14 protein-coding genes are annotated in these 16,844 nt (G+C 66.2%); 10 read left to right on the forward strand and 4 right to left on the reverse strand.

Going from position 1 to position 16,844, the window contains the following annotated elements; translation table 11 throughout:
• Positions 1-13: 13 nt before the first annotated feature.
• Entirely contained in the window at positions 14-850 is an 837-nt protein-coding gene (locus L0U84_RS29415; protein ID WP_233855514.1) for an arylamine N-acetyltransferase family protein, read from the reverse strand.
• An 89-nt stretch (positions 851-939) separates the two neighbouring features.
• Positions 940-1,617, reverse strand: coding sequence for a hypothetical protein (locus L0U84_RS29420; protein ID WP_233855516.1), 678 nt, complete (start codon positions 1,615-1,617; stop codon positions 940-942).
• Positions 1,618-1,945: 328 nt separating this feature from the next.
• Between L0U84_RS29420 and L0U84_RS29425 the strand changes: the two genes are divergently transcribed.
• From L0U84_RS29425 to L0U84_RS29450, 6 genes are all read left to right on the forward strand, one after another.
• Entirely contained in the window at positions 1,946-3,469 is a 1,524-nt protein-coding gene (locus L0U84_RS29425; RefSeq protein ID WP_233855518.1) for a carbohydrate porin, read from the forward strand.
• Between the two features lie 124 nt (positions 3,470-3,593).
• Positions 3,594-4,745, forward strand: coding sequence for a hypothetical protein (locus L0U84_RS29430; RefSeq protein WP_233855520.1), 1,152 nt, complete (start codon positions 3,594-3,596; stop codon positions 4,743-4,745).
• Positions 4,746-4,782: 37 nt separating this feature from the next.
• The gene (gene efeB / locus L0U84_RS29435) at positions 4,783-6,096 is read left to right on the forward strand and encodes an iron uptake transporter deferrochelatase/peroxidase subunit (protein ID WP_233855522.1); all 1,314 of its coding nucleotides are present in this window, start codon (positions 4,783-4,785) and stop codon (positions 6,094-6,096) included.
• Positions 6,097-6,221: 125 nt separating this feature from the next.
• Positions 6,222-7,253 carry an iron ABC transporter substrate-binding protein gene (locus L0U84_RS29440; protein WP_233855524.1) on the forward strand — a complete coding sequence of 344 codons (1,032 nt, stop codon included), beginning with the start codon at positions 6,222-6,224 and terminating at the stop codon, positions 7,251-7,253.
• The gene (locus tag L0U84_RS29445; protein ID WP_233855526.1) at positions 7,254-8,858 is read left to right on the forward strand and encodes an ABC transporter permease; all 1,605 of its coding nucleotides are present in this window, start codon (positions 7,254-7,256) and stop codon (positions 8,856-8,858) included.
• Between the two features lie 51 nt (positions 8,859-8,909).
• Positions 8,910-9,965, forward strand: coding sequence for an ABC transporter ATP-binding protein (locus L0U84_RS29450; RefSeq protein WP_233855528.1), 1,056 nt, complete (start codon positions 8,910-8,912; stop codon positions 9,963-9,965).
• Positions 9,966-9,988: 23 nt separating this feature from the next.
• Here L0U84_RS29450 and L0U84_RS29455 read toward each other — a convergent pair whose 3' ends face one another.
• Positions 9,989-10,846, reverse strand: coding sequence for a LysR family transcriptional regulator (locus L0U84_RS29455; protein WP_233855530.1), 858 nt, complete (start codon positions 10,844-10,846; stop codon positions 9,989-9,991).
• Between the two features lie 102 nt (positions 10,847-10,948).
• Between L0U84_RS29455 and L0U84_RS29460 the strand changes: the two genes are divergently transcribed.
• Positions 10,949-11,881 (forward strand): DMT family transporter, encoded by a 933-nt coding sequence (locus tag L0U84_RS29460; RefSeq protein WP_233855532.1) that lies wholly within the window; start codon positions 10,949-10,951, stop codon positions 11,879-11,881.
• Between the two features lie 21 nt (positions 11,882-11,902).
• Here the strand turns inward: L0U84_RS29460 and L0U84_RS29465 are convergent, their stop codons facing one another.
• Positions 11,903-13,201 (reverse strand): MFS transporter, encoded by a 1,299-nt coding sequence (locus L0U84_RS29465; protein ID WP_233855534.1) that lies wholly within the window; start codon positions 13,199-13,201, stop codon positions 11,903-11,905.
• Between the two features lie 205 nt (positions 13,202-13,406).
• On the opposite strand from L0U84_RS29465, the gene L0U84_RS29470 reads away from it, so the two are divergent.
• From L0U84_RS29470 to L0U84_RS29480, 3 genes are read left to right on the forward strand one after another with little or no spacing between them, the layout of a single operon-like run.
• Complete coding sequence (locus L0U84_RS29470; protein WP_233855536.1) at positions 13,407-14,189, forward strand: GntR family transcriptional regulator; 783 nt, start codon at positions 13,407-13,409, stop codon at positions 14,187-14,189.
• 8 nt (positions 14,190-14,197) lie between these two features.
• Positions 14,198-15,868 (forward strand): malonate decarboxylase subunit alpha, encoded by a 1,671-nt coding sequence (mdcA, locus tag L0U84_RS29475; RefSeq protein ID WP_233855538.1) that lies wholly within the window; start codon positions 14,198-14,200, stop codon positions 15,866-15,868.
• A 2-nt stretch (positions 15,869-15,870) separates the two neighbouring features.
• Positions 15,871-16,839, forward strand: a complete 969-nt coding sequence (locus tag L0U84_RS29480) for a triphosphoribosyl-dephospho-CoA synthase (RefSeq protein WP_233855540.1) — start codon at positions 15,871-15,873, stop codon at positions 16,837-16,839.
• Positions 16,840-16,844 lie beyond the last annotated feature (5 nt).

Here is a 16,844-nt window from a genome sequence, read left to right on the forward strand (position 1 = left end):
TGATGCGCACGGCTTATGTGGTCTGCTCGCGCGTGCGCACGCGCTCGAACACGTCGGCGATATCGATGTCCTCCAGGTTCACGCCGAAACGCTCACGCAGACAGTCGGCGAGTTCGGCGGCGCTCGCGAGACGTCGTTCGTCGACGATCTGCCCTTGCGCGTCACGCTCGTTGAACTGATCGTTGAAGAGGGCGACGCGCGCCTCGGGCAACACGCGGCACGCCAGCAGGTTACTCACGAAGATCGAATCCGGCGAGGTCGACGTGTACCAGTTCGAGGTTTCATAGTCGACCCACTCGACTGCGCGCAGATCGACGTGATAAACGCGTGTCCAGCTCTCGTCCGGCGCCAGCACCTCGAGATAGACGGTGTCGTGCCCCGCATTGGCGAAGCGGAACGTGCCGAGAGGAATCGGCTGCGCAAGCCCGGCGGTCAGGCGCAGCGGCGCGGTCAGCGTCACGCCGCCGAAGCCGACGTCGGCGATCCATTCGGCGCCGTCGATATCGACGCGCAGCACCATGTGCGTACGCGGCGAGATCGTGCCAGGCTCGCGGCCCCACACGACGCGCGCGAGCATCGGCGTGACCTTGAAGCCGAGTTGCATCAGCACGTTCGCGAACAGAGTGTTCTGCTCGAAGCAGTAGCCGCCACGTTTTGCGGTCACGAGCTTGCGTTCGACGGCTTCGAGCTCGAGCCTGACGGGCCGGCGTGTCAGCGGGTTCAGGTTCTCGAACGGGATCGCGGCGGGGTGAAGCCGATGAATCGCCCGCAGCACGTCGAGCGTGGCGGCGCGCGGGCCCTGATAGCCGATGCGGGCGAAGTAGCTTTCCAGATTGACGGAGTGGGACATCGGCGGAATTCCGGTTGGGTTGCGGGTTCGACGCGATCATAGCGGCTTTCGGCGCTGAGTCGACCGCGCGTGGTGAAGCGGAACTGCGCCTACAAGCCTTTCAACGCCGACGTCGCGATCGACGGCACCGTAATGCCGTGGCTAGACGCGAACTGCACGGCCGAGCTCAGCGTCGACATCAGCGACTGCAACTGCCCCGGCGCCGACTGAGCAATATACGAAGCGCTTTGCGCGGTCTGCGGATTGAGACCCGATTGCAGCAGCGACGACGGACTCATCTGACCGATGCTGCCGAGCCCCGACTGCAAGCTCGAATACTGGCTCACGCCCTTGCCGAGCGACGACAGCCCCTCGGTGAACGCTTGCTTGTTGAGCGGCGTCGCGGATGCGCCGCCACTTGCATGACTCGCGAATGCATCGGTCAGCTTCTGCGACAGCGACTGCTGCGTATTGCCGACCTGCGTCAACTGACTGACCGACGGCGTGCCGCCGCTGAGCAGTCCGGCCGCTTGCTGCGCCTGACCGGCCGCACTCGTCATGCCCATCGCCGACGCGAGACTCGACTGCCCGCTCAGCACCTGCTGGTTCGCGCCCACGTAGCTCTGCAACAACTGCGACACCCCGCCCGACGATGCACCGGCACCCGCCGCGCTATCACCGCCCCCGCCGATGCCGAACTGCTTCAGATTCAACTGCGCGTGCGCGGCGCCGCCCAGCAACAGACCGCCACTCGCCAGCAACGAAACCAGAAGAATGCGCTTGCTCATTTCGACCTCCTTACTTTGACTTTCGGGGCTACTCGTGCGCTTCGACAACTCGCGCTTTCACACGTTCGGTCTGACTACATCACTACGATTAGATTACGTTTTAATTAATTTTGATTTACGCCTTCATACAGTTTACGAGCAGTCCGTAAATCCGTGGATTACATACCAGTAATATTGATGAGAATCGTTCTCATTTGTGTTGACTCTCGCAATACGCCTGCGTACGATCACGCCATCAACTGCTTTGGCATCCCGGGACATCACGCGAATTCGCGCCAGGCAGTCGCAAATTGATGCAACGGTCGACACAACACTAATAAGGATTTCGATGAAGTTCGCCCAACTCACTGGACCGCGCGCCGCTGCGCGTCCTTTTTGCGACTCTTCTGCACGTACCGGCGCAACTCATCGTACGCGTTTGCCCTCGATGCGGCGCGTCGCACTATGCACGGCCTTCGCGTGGGCCTCGTTGACCGCCCATACGGCGCTGGCCGAAGCCAATCCCGATGCGAACCCGGAAGCACCCGAGGCCGACCTGAACATTCAGGCAACCCAGACCAACCAGTGGACGGGCCTGTGGAACCGCCAGCAATTGCTCGGCGACATGGGCGGCCTGCGTCCGTGGCTCGGCAAGTACGGCATGACCTTCACGCTGACCGAAACCAGCGAAGTGCTGGCCAATCTGCGCGGCGGTCTCGAGCGCGGCGCCGATTACGACGGCCTGACCACCGCCACCTTGCAGATGGACACGCAAAAGGCGTTCGGTCTGCCGGGCGGCCTCTTCAACGTCAGCGCGCTGCAGATTCACGGCGCGAACCTGAGCGCGAACAAGCTCGGCACGTTGAATACGGCGAGCGGCATCGAAGCCGCCGACGCGACGCGTCTGTGGGAGCTCTGGTATCAGCAGTCGTTCCTGAACAAGCGCGTCGACGTGAAGATCGGTCAGCAGAGTCTCGACCAGGAATTCATCACGAGCACGTATGCGGCCCTGTTCCTCAACACGATGTTCGGCTGGCCAGCGCTGCCCTCGTACGACATGCCGTCGGGCGGCCCGGCCTATCCGCTCGCGGGTCTCGGCGTGCGCGTGCGCGGCCAGATCACGCCGTCGCTGACCGCGCTCGCCGGCGTGTACTCCGGCGACCCGCTCGGCAACGACCCGACCAACATGAGCGGCACGAACTTCAACCTGCATAACGGCGCGTTGTGGATCGGCGAGCTGCAGTATTCGATCAACCAGCCGACCGAGGGTGAAATGGTCGGCGTGGGCGGCGGCGGTCTGCCGGGCACCTACAAGATCGGCGTCTGGTACAACACCAACAAGTTCGCCGATCAGCGTTACGACACCATGGGTCTGTCGCTCGCGAATCCGGCCTCGAACGGCATTGCCGCGAGTCACAGCGGCAACTACAGCTTCTATGCGGTCGCCGACCAGATGGTGTGGCGCCCCGACCCCGACGAAGCGCGCAGCCTCGGCATATTCGCGCGCGTGATGGGCGCGCCGGGCGACCGCAACCTCGTGCAAGTCGCGGCCAACCTCGGCGTCGTGCTGAAGGCGCCGTTCAAGGGCCGCGACAACGACAGCGCCGGCCTCGCGCTGACCTACATCAAGGTCGGCAATCACGTGAACGGACTCGACAAGGATTTCCTGGCGTTCAACGGCCCCCCGTACGGCGTGCGCACCAGCGAAACCGCGCTCGAAGCGACCTACCAGTACCAGGTCAATCCGTGGTGGCAGTTGCAGGCCGACGCGCAATACACGTTCAACGCCGGCGCCGGCCAGAACCCGACCGACCCGACGCAGCCGCTGCGCAATACGTTCGTCGTCGGCGTGCGGACCATGATCAATTTCTGATGCCGCCCGCCGCGCGCCTTTATCCATGCAAGCACATGCAACCCCACGCAACCGGACCAGCACTTTTCATGCTTTCGATCGTCACCGCCACACCCGCTTTGTGCGCCCCCACGGAGGCCCAATCGTGAATCAACCGACGCGCAAGTTCGCGCCGCGCGCCGCGCGGGCCCTGCTCACCGCGATTGCCGGCGCCGCCGCCCTCACGGTGGCCGCCAGCGCGCAGGCCGAGCCGCAAGGCTTCCTTGAAACCGTCAAGCATCACACGACGCTCATCAACACCGTGCCCGACAACGGCGACCAGAACCCGTACGCAATCGTGGTCGCGCCGGTCAGCGCGGGCACCGTGAAGCAAGGCGACGTGCTGGTCGGCAACTTCAACAACTCGACGAACCTGCAGGGCACCGGCAGCACGATCATCAACTATCACCCGGACACCAAACAGATGACGGTGTTCGCGACCGTGCCGCGCGAGCTGAAGGAATGTCCGGGCGGCATCGGCCTGTCGACCGCGATGACGATGCTGAAGTCGGGCTGGGTGATCGTCGGCAGCACGCCGAGCAACGATGGCACGACCGGCACCAAGGGCGCCGGCTGTCTGATCGTGATCGACCCGCAGGGCAAGATCGCGTCGACGATCTCGACGCCGAACATCAACGACCCGTGGGGCAACATGGCGGTCGTCGACAACGGCACGAGCGCGACGCTGTTCGTCAGCAACGCGGGCTTCGGCGTCGGCGGCGCTGATGGCGATCCGCCCGTGTTCAAGCAGGCCACCGTGCTGCGCCTCGATCTCGACGTGCCGGCAGGCAAGCCGCCCGTCGTGAAGAAGGAAACCGTGATCGGCAGCGGCTTCGGCGCGCAGGCCGACAAGGGCGTGTTCCTCGTCGGGCCGACCGGCCTCGCGCTGTCGGCCGATCAGAAGCTGCTGTACGTGTCCGACGCGATCGGCAACCGCATCACCGAGATCGACGATCCGCTCACGCGCGACACCAGCGCGGGCGTGGGCCGCCAACTGACCGCCGACGGCCTGCTGCATCGTCCGCTCGCCATGGTCACCGCGCCCAACGGCCACCTGCTCGTGACCAACGCGTTGAACGGCCAGGTCGTCGAAATCGATCCGGCGACCGGCAAGCAGCTGTACGCACGCTGGATCGATACCGACAAGGCGCAATCACCCCCCGGCAACGGCGACCTGTTCGGTATCGCGATGACGCCGGAAGGCGACGGCTTCTATTACGTCGAAGACGACGTGAATACCCTGGTGCTCGCGAAGTAAGCAGCACCCATGCAGGCTTCAAGAAGGTGAAGTGAACATGACAAACGATAATCCCCCACGGCCGTCACGACGCGGCTTCCTGAAGGCGGGCGGTGCCGCGGTCGCCGCCGGCGCGAGTCTCGGAGCGGGTCTCGCGACCTCGCAGGCCGCGCTCGCGAAGGCGCCTGCGCATAGCGCGCAGAACGCCGATCCGCAGCTCGCGGTCGAGCCGTTCTACGGCCCGCACCAAGGCGGCATCGTCACGCCGCAGCAGAGCCACACCTACGTCGCCGCGCTCGATCTGAGCACCGAGAAGCGTGACGACGTGATCGCCCTGCTGCGCACATGGACCGAAGCGGCCGCGCGCCTGACGCAAGGCGGCACGGCCGTCGCCATGCCCACCGGCGACGGCACCGACAATCAGCCCGCACCCGATTCCGGCGACGTGCTCGGCCTCGGCCCGAACGGTCTGACGATCACGTTCGGCTTCGGCCCCGGCCTCTTCACGAAGGACGGCAAGGACCGCTACGGGCTCGCGTCGCGCCGCCCCGCCGCGCTCGTCGATCTGCCGCGCTTTAACGGCGATCAGCTGGTCAAGGAGAAGACCGGCGGCGACCTGTTCATCCAGGCGTGCGCGAACGACGCGCAGGTCGCGTTTCACGCGGTGCGCCAACTGTCGCGCCGCGCCTACGGCGTTGCGACGATGCGTTGGGGCCAGGCCGGTTTCCTGTCCGGTCCGCGCGGTCAAACGCCGCGCAACCTGATGGGCTTCAAGGACGGCACCAACAATCCGTCGACCGCGAAGCCGGAACTGATGAACCAGTTCGTGTGGGCGCGCGCCACCGACGACGCGCCGTGGATGGAAGGCGGCACCTACACGGTCGTGCGCCGCATCCGCATCACGCTCGAACACTGGGACAACACCGAGCTCGGCTTCCAGGAACAGGTGTTCGGCCGCCACAAGTACAGCGGCGCGCCGATCGGCAGCAAGAACGAGTTCGACGCCGTGGACCTGAAGGCCGAGGATAAGGACGGCAATCCGGTGATCCCGGAGAATTCGCACGTGCGCCTGTCGAATCAGGCGAGCAACAACGGCGCGCAGATTTTGCGCCGCTCGTATTCGTACAACGAAGGCACGAACTTCTATATCGAGCGCTGGCCGCCGTGGCGCCAGGAAACCGAGTACGACGCGGGGCTGATTTTCGTCGCTCACCAGAGCGACCCGCGCACCGGCTTCATCCCGATCAACGATCGGCTCGCGAAGTTCGACATGATGAACCAGTTCACGACCCACATCGGCAGCGCGATTTTCGTCGTGCCGCCGGGGGCGAAGCCGGGTTCGTATGTCGGCGCGGGGCTGTTCGAGACGTGATGCAGCCGCTCGAGGATTCGCACGCGCATTCGCGCGCGCAGTCCGTCAGGCATCGGAAGTAAATGAAGCACGCCGGGCGCGCAACGCCCGGCTCACTCAACACCATCAAAACGGACTTCTGCAACATGGCTCATTCCTGGTTTGCCACCCGTCTGCGCGCGCTCGCCGGCGTGACCGCGCTCTCGCTCACCGCGCTCGCGACGATGCCGTCGGCGGCCCGCGCGGCGTCGATCACGCTGTACAACGCGCAGCACGAGCAGGTCGTCAATCTGCTTGCGAAGGACTTCGAAAAGCAGACGGGCATCTCGGTGAAGATCCGCAACGGCGAAGGCCCGGCGCTCGCCGCGCAGATCGTCGCGGAAGGCGCGGCGTCGCCCGCCGACGTGTACTTCACGGAGAACTCGCCGGAGCTGATGCTGCTCGAGGAAAAGGGTCTGCTCGCGAAGGTCGACGCAGCGACGCTCGGCGCGGTGCCGGCGCGCTTCAATTCGCCGAGCGGAGTATGGGTCGCCGTGACCGCGCGCGAGAGCGTGCTCGCGTACAACACGACGAAGCTGCAACCGTCGCAATTGCCGCAATCGGTGTTCGACCTCGCGAAGCCCGAGTGGAAAGGCAAGGTCGGCATCGCGCCGAGCGACGCCGATTTCCTGCCGCTCGTGAGCGCGGTGCTGGCACTGAAGGGCGAAGAACAGACGCTCGCGTGGCTGAAGGGCCTGAAAGCCAACTCGCAGATCTTCGACGACGATGAAGGCGTGGTCGCCGCGGTCAATCGCGGCGGGGTCGCGACCGGTCTGATCAACAACTACTATTGGACTCGTCTGCATGCGGAAATCGGCGATGCGAAAACCCGCAGCGCGATCTTTCACTTCGGCCACGGCGACGCCGGCGCACTCGTCAACGTATCGGGCGCAGCCGTGCTGAAGTCCGCGCACAATGCGGACGGTGGGCAGAAGTTCCTTGCGTATCTGGTCAGCGAACGCGCGCAACAACTGATGGCGAACAGCCATGTGATGTTCGAATATCCGCTGCACGCCGGCGTTGCGCCGGACCCGATCCTCAAACCGTTCGCCGAACTGACTCCGCCCGCGCTGACGATCCAGCAGCTCGGCGACGATAGCCAGGCCGGCAAGCTGCTGCGTCAGGCAGGCCTGCTGTAAATGAGCGAAGCCTTGTCAGCCGGTCCACCGGCTGTCCCCCCTGCCCCGGCGCGCGCGCGAACGCGCGCGCCGCGTGGTCTCTTTGCGGCGGCAGCACTCAGCGCTTTGCTGGTGCTGCTGCCGATCGCGTTTACGTTCTGGCGCGCGGCGAGCTTCGGCATCGGTGACGCGCTCGATCTGATCTGGCGGCCGCTCGTCGGCGAACTGCTGGTCAACACGGTATTGATCACCGTCACGACCACCCTGGTCTGCGCGGTGATCGGCACGGCCGCCGCGTGGTTCGTCGAACGCACGCATTTGCCGGGACGGCGCGCGTGGGCCGTGCTGTGCGCCGCGCCGCTCGCGATGCCGGCGTTCATTTCGAGCTATGCGTGGGTGTCGTTGAGCGAGGACTTGCAGGACTTCAACGGCGCGCTGCTGGTGTTGACCTGCGCGTATTTTCCGCTCGTCTATCTGCCGGTCGCCGCCGCGCTGCGCGGCATGGACCCGGCACTCGAAGAAAGCGCGCGCGCGCTCGGCTGCAACCGCTGGACCAGCTTCGTGCGCGTCGTGCTGCCGCAACTGCGGCCCGCGCTGCTCGGCGGCATGCTGCTCGTCGCGCTCGGCGTGCTGTCGGAGTTCGGCGCGTTCACGCTGCTGCGCTTTCATACCTTCACCACGCAGATCTACGCGGAATTCCGCACCAGTTTCGACGGCGGCGGCGCATCGCTGCTCGCGTGTCTCCTGATCGTGATCTGCCTCGTCGTGCTCGCGTTCGAGTTTCGCGTGCGCGGCGCGTCGCGCTACGAGCGCGTCGATCGCGGCACGCGCCGCGCAGTATTGCGCTACGAGCTCGGCGCGTGGCGCTGGCTCGTCGTCGCGGGCTTTGCGCTGCTGACGCTCGCAACACTCGGCGTGCCGCTCGGCATGATCGGCTTCTGGCTCACGCAGCCCGGCGCGGCCGCGGTAACGCCCGCCGACGTGTCGCCCGAGCTGCTGTGGAACGCGACGTTGTCGTCGCTCGGTTTCGGCCTTGCGGCCGCCGCGCTGACCACGCTGCTCGTGGTGCCGCTCGCGTTTCTGCTGGTGCGATACCCGACCCGTTTCGCGACGCTGTTCGAGCGCACCGTGTTTCTCGCGCAAGGCGTGCCGGGGCTCGTGATTGCACTCGCGATCGTGTCGCTCGCCGTGCATGCGCTGCAGCCGCTCTATCAAAGCGCGGCGCTGCTGATCGTCGCCTATGCGATCCTGTTCATGCCGGTCGCGCTCGTCAGCGTTCGCGCGGCGTTCATGCAGGCGCAGCCGCGCCTCGAAGAGACCGCGCGCGCGCTCGGCCTGAACTGGACGCAGACGCTCGTGCGCGTGGTGCTGCCGCTCGCGGGCCCCGGGCTCGGCGCGGCCGCGGCGATGGTGTTCATTTCGGTCGTCACCGAACTGAACGCGACGCTGCTGCTGTCGCCGCTCGACACCCAAACGCTCGCGACCCAGGTGTGGGCGGACACGTCGACGATGGCGTTCGCCGCGGCCGCGCCGTATGCGGCGCTGCTGACCGGCATCTCGCTGTTCGCGTCGGGCCTGCTGTTTGCGCTGCTCGGCCGCTCGGCGCTGCTGGGCGAGCGCGGCTGACACGCGCCGGCTTTTTCATCGCTGCTTTTGTTGGACCTACTTCGGATTTTCATGAGCGAACTTCGAATCCGCGGACTGCAGAAATCGTTCGACGGTCACCCGGTGCTGCACGGCATCGATCTCTCGGTCGAGCGCGGCACGCTGCTCGCGCTGCTTGGGCCCTCGGGCAGCGGCAAGACCACGCTGCTGCGGCTGTTGTGCGGCTTCGAGCGCGCGGATGGCGGCAGTGTCGAGATCGACGGCCGGCGCGTCGTCGGCGACAACCTGCACGTGCCGTCGGAGCAACGCCGCATCGGCTACGTGCCGCAGGAAGGCGCGCTGTTTCCGCATCTGTCGGTCGCGGACAACATCGTGTTCGGCCTGCCGCGCACGCAGCGTCGCGCGCGCCATCGCGTCGCCGAGCTGCTGGAGCTGGTCGGCCTGCCCGCGCATTTCGGCGCGCGCGCGCCGCAGCAACTGTCGGGCGGTCAACAGCAACGTGTCGCGCTCGCTCGCGCGCTAGCACCCGCGCCGACGCTGGTCATGCTCGACGAGCCATTCTCGTCGCTCGACGCCGCGTTGCGCGTCGAAACTCGCCAGGCGGTCGCGAGTGCGCTGGCCGCAGCCGGCGCAACGGCCGTGCTGGTCACCCACGACCAGTCCGAGGCGTTGTCGCTTGGGCGCGAAGTCGCGGTGCTGTGGAATGGCAGGCTGATCCAGACCGCGACGCCCGAAGCGCTGTACCGCCGGCCGGTGACGCGCGAGCTTGCGTCGTTCGTCGGCGAGGCGGTGTTGTTGCCGGGCGTCGCGCAACAGGATCGCGCGAGTTGCGAGTTGGGCGAACTCGCACTGGTGGCGCCCGTCGGCAACGGCGCGGTCGACGTGATGCTGCGTCCCGAACAGATCCGCCTGCTGCGCCCCGATGAAACCGCGCGCACAGGCGTCGCGCACGACGCGCTCGTCACCGATGTGATCTTCCAGGGGCAGGACGCGAGCGTCGCGCTGCAATTGCAGTCCGCGACGCGGACGATGGTGCGCGCGCGCGTGCCCGGCTATTTGTGCCCGCGGCCAGGCGAGCACGTCCGGCTCGCGGTCGAAGGTGAAGTGACGGCGTATTCGCGCGCCTGAAAGCTCGAAGCTGGCATGCCCAGCTACCGCAACGACAGATCCTGCACCATCTGCTGCGCCAGATAATCGCAGGTCGGCCGATCCGATTTCGCGCTGCGCGCAACCACGATTTCGAGCGGCGCGATTTTCGGCAGGCCTTGCGCGTCGCCGAGAATCGTGAGCCGCGGCGGCACGCTGCAACGCGTCAGCGCAATCACCGACAAACCGGCATCCACGGTCGCGACGAGCCCCATCAGGCTCGCGCTGCTGAAGGCCGCGCGATAACGGATGCGCGCGGCATCCAGTGCGGCGAGCGTGTGCTGACGCGCGATGCAGCCCGGCTCGTACAAGCCCACCGGCAACGGCGAGGCCTTCAACACCGGCGTATCGATCGACGCCCCTACCCACACCATCGGTTCGCTGCGCACGAATTCGCCGCGCAGCTTGCGGTCGCGCGTGACGAACGCGAGGTCGATCTTGTTGTCGGCGAGCATCGGCGCGAGCGCGGTACTTTGCGCGCAGACGATCTCGATCTCAACGCGCGGATACAACGTCGCGAAACGCCGCAACACCGGCGACAACAGCGACGACACATAGTCGTCCGGCGCGCCGAGCACCACGCGCCCGGTCACCTCGGGCCGCACGATCGCCGACCACGCCTCCTCCTGCAACGCGAGCGCGCGCCGCGCGTATTCGAGCAGCGTATTGCCGGGCCGCGTCAGCGCCAGGTTGCGCGTGTTGCGTGCGAACAGCGTCGTGCCGAGCATCGTTTCGAGCCGCTTGATCTGCATGCTGACCGCCGCCTGCGAGCGATGCACGCTCGCCGCCGCCTTCGTGAAGCTGCCCGCCTCCACGACCGCGACGAAACTGCGCAACAGGTCGACGTCGAATTCAGGGTTCACGATTTATCAACCAGGCTTATGGAATTGCTCAATTTAATTCGTTTGTGATCAGGTCGCAAGCGGCGCAATACTCGCAGGCATCATCTTACGGAGTCGTTGCGCATGTCCCTCACTTCACGCCAACAAGGCGCGATCACGCTGGCGAGCGGCGGCCTGCTGATGGGCACGATCGGCGTGTTCGTCGAGGAGGCGCGGCTCGATGCGCTGACGCTGGTGTTCTTCCGCTGCCTGTTCGGCTTTCTGTCGCTCGCCGCGTATTGCGCGTGGAAGGGCTTTTTCACGCGCGCGCAGTTCACGCGCCGCACCGTCGTGCTCGCGCTGATTTCCGGCGTGTTGATGGTCACGCAATGGGTCGGCTTTTTCGATGCGATTCATCGCACCAGCATCGCGGTCGCGACCGTCGTGTTTCACGTGCAGCCGTTCTGGGTCGTGCTGATCGGCGCGGCGTTGTTCAACGAGCGGCTCGGTGTGGACCGGCTCGGCTGGATCGCGACGGCGTTCGTCGGGCTCGTGCTTGCGTCGGGTGTAATCGCCGCCGGCAATCTGCAGGGCCACACCAGCTATCTGATCGGCTTGAGCGAAGCGCTGCTCGGCTCGCTGCTGTATGCGAGCGTCACGCTGATTGCGAAAAGCCTCGGCGAAATGCGCCCGCATCTGCTGACGCTCACGCAATGCGCGGTCGGCGTGATCTGCCTGCCGCTGATCGCACCGCTCATCGCGCCTTTGACGCTCACCCATATCGGTCCGATGCAGTGGTTCTGGCTGATCGGCATGGGCGTGCTGCACACGGGATTGTCGTATGTGCTGATTTACGGCGCGCTGCCGAAGCTCAGTACGCCAGTGATCGCGGTGCTGCTGTTCGTTTATCCGCTGACCGCGATCGTCGTGGACGCGCTCGTGTATGGCCGCGCGCTGTCGCTGTCGCAACTGGCGGGCATGGCGCTGATCGTGGCCGCGAGTCTCGGCGTCAATCTCGGCTGGCCGTTGCTGACGCTGCTACATCCGGGCGGGCGGGCACGCAGTCACGCGAAGTAACGCGCGCCGCCCACCCGCTTATTACTGCGGCAACGTCTCGCCCTTCGTCTCCGGCGCGAACGGAATCACGAACATGCCGAGCACGAACGCCAGCGCGGTCAACGCGACCGGCACGCCGAGCGTCTGCATATGCAGCACCGCCGCGCCGAGCAAAAAGTTGACGCCCGCGCCGACGAATCGTCCAATCGATGTGCAGAATGCAAACGCGGTCGCGCGAACGCGAGTTTCGAACTGCTCGGGCAGCCACAGGCTGAACAACGCAAAGTTGCCGCCGAAAAAACCGAGCACGAACAGCCACGCGATGAACGGCGCGAGTCCGTTCGGCAGGTAGAACGCCCAGCCGAAACTCGCCGCGATCGACACCGCCATCCCCGCGAAGTAGACCGCCAACGTCATCCTGCGGCCGATGCGCTCGGCCAGCGGCGGCAGCGCGAGACAACCGAGAATCGTGCCGATCGACAGCAGGCCAGTGGCGAGCGACGCGGTGCGAATCGAATCGCCCTTCGACATGCCGGCGCGCGTCGCGAGTTGGATCACCGCGGACGGCTCATACACGGCACCCGCCCATAGCCCGATGATCGCGATCGTCAGCAGAATGCACGCGACCCATGTGCGACGCCGGTAAGCCGGCCCCATGATCTCGCGCAGCGGCTTCACCCGCACCGTCTTTGCGTCGGCCTTCTGCCACTTCTCCGGCTCCTTCACGCGCAGCAGGATCAGGATCGCGACCACGACCGGCACCGCGCCGGTCAGGAACATCGCGCGCCAGCCGAAATGCACGCCGACCGTGTAGTTCAGCGCGGCCGCGAGAAAGAAGCCCGCGTAGTAGCCGGTCTGCAGATAACCGGCGCCCATCTTGCGACGATCCTCGGGCCAGGCCTCGGCCACGTAAGTGCCCGCAAGCGCCCATTCGCCACCGATGCCGACACCGGCGATGAAGCGATAAATCCCGAGCTGCCACACATTGGTCGAGGTCGCGGCAAGCCCGGTGAAAATCGCGAACGTGAAGATGGTGGCGGCGAGCACTTTGGTGCGGCCGAAGCGATCGGCGAGCGGTCCCCAGATGAACGACAGCCCCCAGCCGACCAGAAACAGCGCGAACAGGATCGATCCCGCGAGGCCGACATTCGACGGCGTCGCTGCGAAACCCGAACGCGGCAGCAACTCGGTCAGCGCGGGCGTGAGCACCAGCGCGTAGATGAACGAGTCCATGCCGTCGAGCGTCCAGCCGGCCCACGCGCCCCAGAACCCTGCTATCTGCGAGCGATTCAGCGGTGTGCGCTGACGCGCGACCGTTCGTCGGTCGGTCAGTGTATTCATCGTGCTCCTCCAGCCTACGGTGGTTGAACGTAACGAAAAACGACAGCCGCGCCCGGGTTTGGATCGACGACGTTGATTGATCGGCGATGTCCTCGTACAACTCAATCAGAGGCCGGCGCGGAGAAATTGCCGCGAATGTGGGTGAAGACTTTCCGGGTTTGCCCGCGCTGAAATACGCGTCTTTTTATATATAATATTTGATACCATGATCGACGCAACTGAAGGTTTTCCCCTGGACGTTCCGATGCCCGGTTCGTTTCTCCCGGCCGCCACGCCGCGTGAAAGCACCTCGCACGTGATTGCTGAGGCGCTGCGCGCGGCGATCGTCGACGGCACGCTTGCGCCGGGTGCTCCGTTGCGCCAGGACGCGATCGCCCGGCATTTCTCCGTCAGCGCAATTCCAGTGCGCGAGGCGCTGCGTCAGCTCGAAAGCGAGGGCTGGGCGCGCGCGGCGGTGCATAAAGGCGCAACCGTCGCGCCGCTGTCCGCCGACGAAGCGCGCGAGATCTACGAGATCCGCTCGGCTCTCGAAAGCCTCGCGCTCGGCCTCGCAATTCCGAATCACACCGCCGCGACGCTGCGCGAAGCCGCGGACTTGTGCCGCGCCGCCGAACTCGAAGCGGACCCGTCGCGCTACGTCGCGCGCAATGTCGCGTTTCATATGAGTCTCTACGCCCCCGCCGGCCGGCCTCAGCTGCAGGACATGATCGGGCTGCTGCACCGGCGCGGCGAACGCTATCTGCGGCTGAAGTTCGGCTTGCCGTCATACAAGGGCGAGTCCGACACTGAGCACGCCGCGCTGCTCGAAGCCGTCGAGCGCTGCGATATCGCGACCGCGCAGTCGCTGGTGGTCGCGCATCTGCTCGGCACCGGCGAGCTTCTGCATTCTTTCCTGACCGAGCGCGCGCGCGAAGAAGCGCTTGCGCATCAACCGAAGCCGCGCGGCCGACGTCCGCGCGCCACCACCGGGAGCCGATCGAACCGATGACCGAGCCGATGAACCACCCTGCCGAAGCCGCCGCATTGCGGTCCACTGCCCGCTCGTGGACGACCCGACGCGACGAAAAGAACCGCCGCCTCGCGGCCATCGCGCCGTGGCTCGAAGACGGCGTGCTGCCCACGCACCGCATCGTCGATGCGCTCGAAACGCTGATTCAGCCCGGCGAGCGCGTCGCGCTCGAAGGCGACAACCAGAAGCAGGCCGACTTCCTGTCGCGCTCGCTCGCCAAGGTCGATCCGCAAAAGCTGCACGACGTGCATCTGCTGATTTCCAGCATTAGCCGTCCTGAGCACCTGACATTGTTCGAGCGCGGCATCGCGCACAAGGTCGATTTCTCGTTCGCGGGGCCGCAGAGTCTGCGCGTCGCGCAACTGCTCGAAGACGGCCAGCTAGAAATCGGCGCGATCTATACGTACGTCGAGCTGTATGCGCGCATGTTCATCGATCTGACGCCGCATGTCGCGCTGCTGTGCGCGGACAAGGCCGACCGTCACGGCAATCTGTACACCGGCCCGAATACCGAGGACACGCCGACGATCGCCGAGGCCGCCGCGTTCCGCCACGGCATCGTGATCGTGCAGGTCAACGAGATCGTCGACGAACTGCCGCGCGTCGACATTCCGGGCTCGTGGGTCGACGTGATCGTGCAGGCGGACCGCCCGTTCGCGGTCGAGCCGCTGTTCACGCGCGATCCGCGCCATATCGGCGACTTGCAGGTGCTGACCGCGATGATGGTGATACGCGGCATCTACGAGCCGTATGGCGTCACGTCGCTCAATCACGGCATCGGCTTCGATACCGCTGCGATCGAACTGCTGCTGCCCACGTACGGCGAATCGCTCGGCCTCAAAGGCAAGATCTGCCGCAACTGGACGCTCAATCCGCACCCGACGATGATCCCCGCGATCGAATCGGGCTGGGTCGACAGCATCCATTGCTTCGGCAGCGAGGTCGGCATGGAGGCATATATCGAGGCGCGCCCCGATGTGTTCTTCACCGGCAACGACGGCAGCCTGCGCTCGAACCGCGTGCTGTGTCAGCTGGCCGGGCAATACGGCGTCGATCTGTTCATCGGCTCGACGCTACAGATCGATGCGGACGCGAATTCGTCGACGGTTACGCGCGGACGCCTCGCCGGTTTTGGCGGCGCGCCGAACATGGGCCACGATCCACGCGGCCGGCGGCATTCGAGCGAGGCGTGGCTAAAGCTGCTGAAGGGCGACGGCGCGGTGTCGCGTGGTCAGAAGCTGGTCGTGCAGTTGGCCGAGACGTACAAGAAAGGCGGCGAGCCGACCTTCGTCGATGAACTGGACGCCGTCGCCGTCGGCGCGAAAAGCGGCATGCCGATCGCACCGGTGATGATCTACGGCGACGACGTGAGTCACGTGGTCACCGAAGAAGGCATCGCGCACCTGCACAAGGCCGAAGGCATCGACGAGCGGCGCGCGGCAGTCGCGGCGGTGGCCGGTGTCACGCCGATCGGTCTGCGCGCGAAGCCCGAGAAGACCGCGGAATTGCGCCGGCGCGGCATCGTCGCGTATCCGGAAGATCTCGGCATCCGGCGCGGCGAGGCGAAACGTTCGCTGCTCGCGGCGCGCAGCATCGACGATCTGGTCACGTGGTCGGGTGGACTGTACGCGCCGCCCGCACGCTTTCGGAGCTGGTGAAGATGGCGTCCGCTGCTGCTGTTCTCCAACGGTTTGACGCACCGACTGCTTCGGTCCTGCGCGATGCGTGCGACACCTCGCCCACCGCGCGGTTTTCCGACGCCCAACTCGCGCGCGACGCGATCACCGCGCTGATCGACGAAGCCGAACTCACGCCGAAGCCCGCGCTCGTCGACCGGCGCGGCAGCGGCGCGCATCGCGACCTCGATCTCGCGATCATGCGGCGCTCCGCGCACGCGCTCGAACCAACTTTCGCGGCGCTTGCGCGCACGGCGCGCCGCCGCGGTGAACCGTCGGCGCTGCTGCGCGCCGAACTCGCGCAGATCGGCCGCGCGGGCGAACAGGACATGATGCACGCGACGGGCGGCAGCAACGCGCATCGCGGTGCGATCTGGATCATCGGCTTGCTGGTTGCGGGCGTGGCGCTCGAAACGTCGTCGAGCCCCGCCACGCGCGCGCACATCCCTGGCAATACCAACCACCGCCCGGATACCGCCCGCGTCTGCACGATGGCCGCGCAGATCGCCTGCTTCCCCGACCGCTTCGCCGCTCCGTCCGATAGCCACGGCGAACGGGCGCGTCGACGCTTTCAGGTCGGCGGCGCGCGGCGCGAAGCGCAGGACGGCTTTCCGCACGCGCTCGACGTCGGTCTGCCCGCACTGCACGCGGCCCGCGCACGCGGCCTCGACGAAAACGCCTCGCGCGTCGACGCGCTGCTCGCGATCATGAGCACACTCGACGACACCTGCCTGCTGCATCGCGCGGGACTCGCCGGCTTGCATGCGGGCCAGCGCGGCGCGCGGCGCGTGCTCGACGCGGGAGGCAGTTCGACAGCCGCGGGCCGCACCGCGCTCGACGCGCTCGAACGCGAGTTGCTAGCGCTGAATGCATCGCCGGGCGGCGCGGCCGACCTGCTCGCCGCCACCCTCTTTCTCGACATGCTGGCGCATCGCGACGCCAGCCGGAGCTGAGCCTC

Source organism: Paraburkholderia sp. HD33-4, from assembly GCF_021390635.1.
Taxonomy (GTDB): domain Bacteria; phylum Pseudomonadota; class Gammaproteobacteria; order Burkholderiales; family Burkholderiaceae; genus Paraburkholderia.